At 70.6% G+C, this 3,692-nt stretch carries 3 protein-coding genes; all 3 read left to right on the top strand.

Going from position 1 to position 3,692, the window contains the following annotated elements:
• The first annotated feature begins 115 nt into the window (after positions 1-115).
• On the top strand, positions 116-1,075 hold the full coding sequence (locus FNX44_RS24915) for a glycine betaine ABC transporter substrate-binding protein (protein ID WP_143651248.1): 960 nt from the start codon (positions 116-118) through the stop codon (positions 1,073-1,075).
• Positions 1,076-1,201: 126 nt separating this feature from the next.
• A complete protein-coding gene (locus FNX44_RS24910) occupies positions 1,202-2,566 on the top strand; it encodes a GH1 family beta-glucosidase (RefSeq protein WP_143651247.1) in 1,365 nt (454 codons plus the stop codon).
• Positions 2,563-3,692, top strand: a 1,130-nt coding sequence (locus FNX44_RS24905; protein ID WP_143651246.1) for an MFS transporter, incomplete at its 3' end; no start/stop codon positions are given. The genes FNX44_RS24910 and FNX44_RS24905, both read left to right, overlap by 4 nt.

Genomic DNA, 3,692 nt, shown 5'->3' with positions numbered 1-3,692 from the left:
AGAAGTACCTCAACGCCGACTTCGCGGAGAACGGCGGCAAGGCCGCCGAGTTCCTGAAGAACTTCGAGTGGAGCACCGAGGACCAGAACGCCGTCGAGAAGAGAGCAACCCCGCCATGCACCACAAGCGCATACGCACCTCGCTCACCGTCGCCGCCGGCCTCACCGGCGTCCTCGCCCTCAGCGCCTGCGGCGCCGCCGACACCGGCAACGCCAAGGGCGGCGCCGACAAGGTCACCCTCGCCATGCCCTCCTGGGTCGGCGCCGAGGCCAACGTCGCCGTCGCGGCAAAGCTCCTCGAAGACGAGCTGGGCGTGAGAACGTCCATCAAGACCATCGACGAGTCCCTGGCCTTCGACGCCCTGCACCGCGGCCAGGCCGACGCCATCCTCGAGGACTGGGGCGGCGCGCCGAAGAAGGTCGAGCAGTACGTCGAGAAGCGCAAGACCATCGTCTCCGGCGGCGGCCTCGGCGTGGAGGGCCACATCGGCTGGTTCGTGCCCAAGTACTACGCCGACAAGAACCCCGACGTCCTCGACCACAAGAACCTCAACAAGTTCAAGGACGACTTCAAGACCCCCGAGTCCGGCGGCAAGGGCCAGTTCATCGGCGCCGCGCCCTCGTACACGTCCTACGACAAGCACCTGATCAAGAACCACAAGCTGGACTACAAGATCCTGCCCACCGGCAGCGAGGCCGCCCAGCTCAAGGAGATCCAGCGGCTCTACAAGGCGAAGAAGCCCTTCCTCACCTACTGGTGGGACCCGCAGTGGATGAACGCCGACATCGACATGGTCGAGGTCAAGCTGCCCGAGTACACCGAGGGCTGCAACGTGCCGGAAGCCGACACCAAGTGCGGCTACGACACCAACATGCTCCAGAAGTACCTCAACGCCGACTTCGCGGAGAACGGCGGCAAGGCCGCCGAGTTCCTGAAGAACTTCGAGTGGAGCACCGAGGACCAGAACGCCGTCGCGAAGATGATCGCCGGCGACAAGATGAAGCGCGAGGAGGCCGCCGCCAAGTGGATCGCGGACAACAAGTCCACGTGGGAGAAGTGGATCCCCAAGGACTGACCCCGCGGCCCTGACGGCCACCCCGAGCGCCCCGGCCGCGCGCACCCCGCGCGGCCGGGGCGCCGTCATCTTCCTTGTCACACACGTTCGTTGACGAGTCGTCTGCCTGCCGCGACCATCCCGAGCATGACAACAGGTGAAGTGGTTTCCCGCTTTCCCGACGGCTTCCTGTGGGGCGTGTCGACGTCCGCCTTCCAGATCGAGGGCGCGCTGGAGGAGGACGGCCGCGGCCCCTCCGTCTGGGACGCCTTCACCGCCGTCCCCGGCAACGTCAAGGACGGCACGACGGCCGCGACCGCCTGCGACCACTACCACCGCTACCGCGAGGACGTGGCCCTGATCCACGACCTCGGCGTCGTCGCCTACCGCTTCTCGATCGCCTGGCCACGTGTCGTCCCCGAGGGCACCGGCCCGGTCAACCCGGCCGGCCTCGACTTCTACGACCGCCTCGTCGACGAGTTGTGCGCCCGAGGCCTCGAACCCGTCCCCACTCTCTTCCACTGGGACACCCCGCTCGCCCTGGAGGAGTCCCACGGCGGCTGGCGGCACCGCGACACCGCCGCCCACTTCGCCGACTACGCCGCCGCCGTCGCGGACCGCCTCGGCGACCGCGTCACCCGCTGGATCACCCTCAACGAGCCCGCCGAACACACCCTCCTCGGCCACGCCCTCGGCCAGCACGCACCCGGCCACACCCTCGTCTTCGACGCCCTCCCCGTAGCCCACCACCTCCTCCTCGGCCACGGCCTGGCCGCCGAAGCCCTCCGCTCTGCTTCGGGGGAAGCCCGCATCGGCATCGCCAACTCCCACGGCCCCGTCTGGCCCGCCTCCGACGACCACGCCGACAAGGCCGCCGCCGACCTCTACGACCTCCTCCTCAACCGCCTCTTCGCCGACCCGCTTCTCCTCGGCCGCTACCCCGAAGGCATCGCCGAACTGATGCCCGCCGCCGACCTCGCCGCCGACCTCAAGCTCATCGGCCGCCCCCTGGACTGGTACGGCGTCAACTACTACCAACCCACCAAGGTCGCCGCCCCCGACGGCACCTCCACGGACTACGCCGGACTGCACCTCCCCGCCGACCTCCCCTTCACCCCGCGCCCGATCGAGGACCACCCGCTCACCGACTTCGGCTGGCCCGTCGTCCCCGAAGCCCTGACCGAACTCCTCCTCCACCTCCGCACCCGATACGCCGACCGCCTCCCGCCGCTGATCATCACCGAGAACGGCTGCTCCTACCCCGGCCTCGACGACCAGGAACGGATCAGCTTCCTGCGCGGCCACCTCCACGCCCTGCACACCGCGATGCAGTCCGGCGCCGACGTCCGCGGCTACTTCGTCTGGTCGCTCCTGGACAACTTCGAGTGGGCCGAGGGCCACGCCCGCCGCTTCGGCCTCGTCCACGTCGACTACCCGACACAGCGCCGCACCCCCAAGGCCTCCTACCACTGGCTACGCGCCGCCCTCCACGCGGCGACGGACCGCCCGTGACCGCCACGGCCGCGCACGACGCGCTCGCCGAGCCCGTCCACCCCGTCCCCGGCCGCTGGACCGCCGCCCTCGCCCTCGCCAACGGCGCGATCTGGGTCGGCTGGTACGGCCCGCTCCAGATCCTCCTCGCCCTCCAGGCCGCCGAGTACGCCCCGGCGGGCATGTCAAAGGAGTCGATGCTGGCCTGGGTCACCGGCGCCGGGGCCCTCGTCTCGCTGATCGCCAACCCGGTCTTCGGAGCCCTCTCCGACCGCACCACCGCCCGCTGGGGCCGCCGCACCCCCTGGATCGTCACCGGTGCCGCAGGCGGCGCCGCCTCCCTCCTCCTCCTGGCGACCGCCACCTCCTTCCTGACGATGGCGCTCGGCTGGTGCCTCGTCCAACTCACCCTCAACGCCGCGTTCGCCGCCGTCACCGCCGCCGTCCCCGACCGCGTCCCGCGCGGCCAACGCGGCACGGTCGGCGGCTGGTTGGGCGCCGCCCAGATCCTCGGCGTCGTGACCGGTGCCGGTCTCGCCACCCTCGTCGGCGGCATCGCGGCCGGCTACGCGGCCTGCGCCGCCTTCGCCCTGATCGGCGTCCTCCCCTACGTCCTACGCCACCGCGACCCACCACTCCCCGCCACCGCCCGTCCGCCCTTCGCCTGGCGCCCGTTCCTCACCGGCTTCTGGCTGAGCCCCCGCCGCCACCCCGACTTCGGCTGGGCCTGGCTGACCCGCTTCCTGATCAATCTCAGCAACGCCCTGGTCCTGCTCTACCTCCTCTACTACCTCCGCGACCGCCTCTCCCACCCCGCCCCCGACGAGGGCGTCCTGATCCTCACCGCCGTCAACGCCGCAACCCTGCTCGCGACAGTCGTCACCGGCGGCGTCTGGTCCGACCGGGTGGGCCGCCGCAAACCGTTTGTCCTCTGGTCCGGCGTCCTGATGGCGGCGGCCACCCTGATGCTCGCCCTCTGGCAGACCTGGCCGGGTGCGATCGTCGCGGCGGCGGTGCTCGGCATCGGCTTCGGCGTCTTCACCTCGGTCGACTTCGCCCTGATGACGCAGGTCCTGCCGGCCGCCGCCCATCGCGGCAAGGACCTCGGCGTCATCAACATCGCCAACGCCCTCCCACAGGTCACCGC

Origin of the sequence: Streptomyces alkaliterrae, assembly GCF_007097205.2 — a bacterium.
Lineage (GTDB): Bacteria > Actinomycetota > Actinomycetes > Streptomycetales > Streptomycetaceae > Streptomyces > Streptomyces alkaliterrae.
This window is presented reverse-complemented; position numbering and strand designations above follow the sequence as displayed.

Coding starts and splice junctions, on each gene's coding strand:
- FNX44_RS24915 (WP_143651248.1), top strand. CDS start 116: ATGCACCACAAGCGCATACGCACCTCGCTCACCGTCGCCGCCGGCCTC.
- FNX44_RS24910 (WP_143651247.1), top strand. CDS start 1,202: ATGACAACAGGTGAAGTGGTTTCCCGCTTTCCCGACGGCTTCCTGTGG.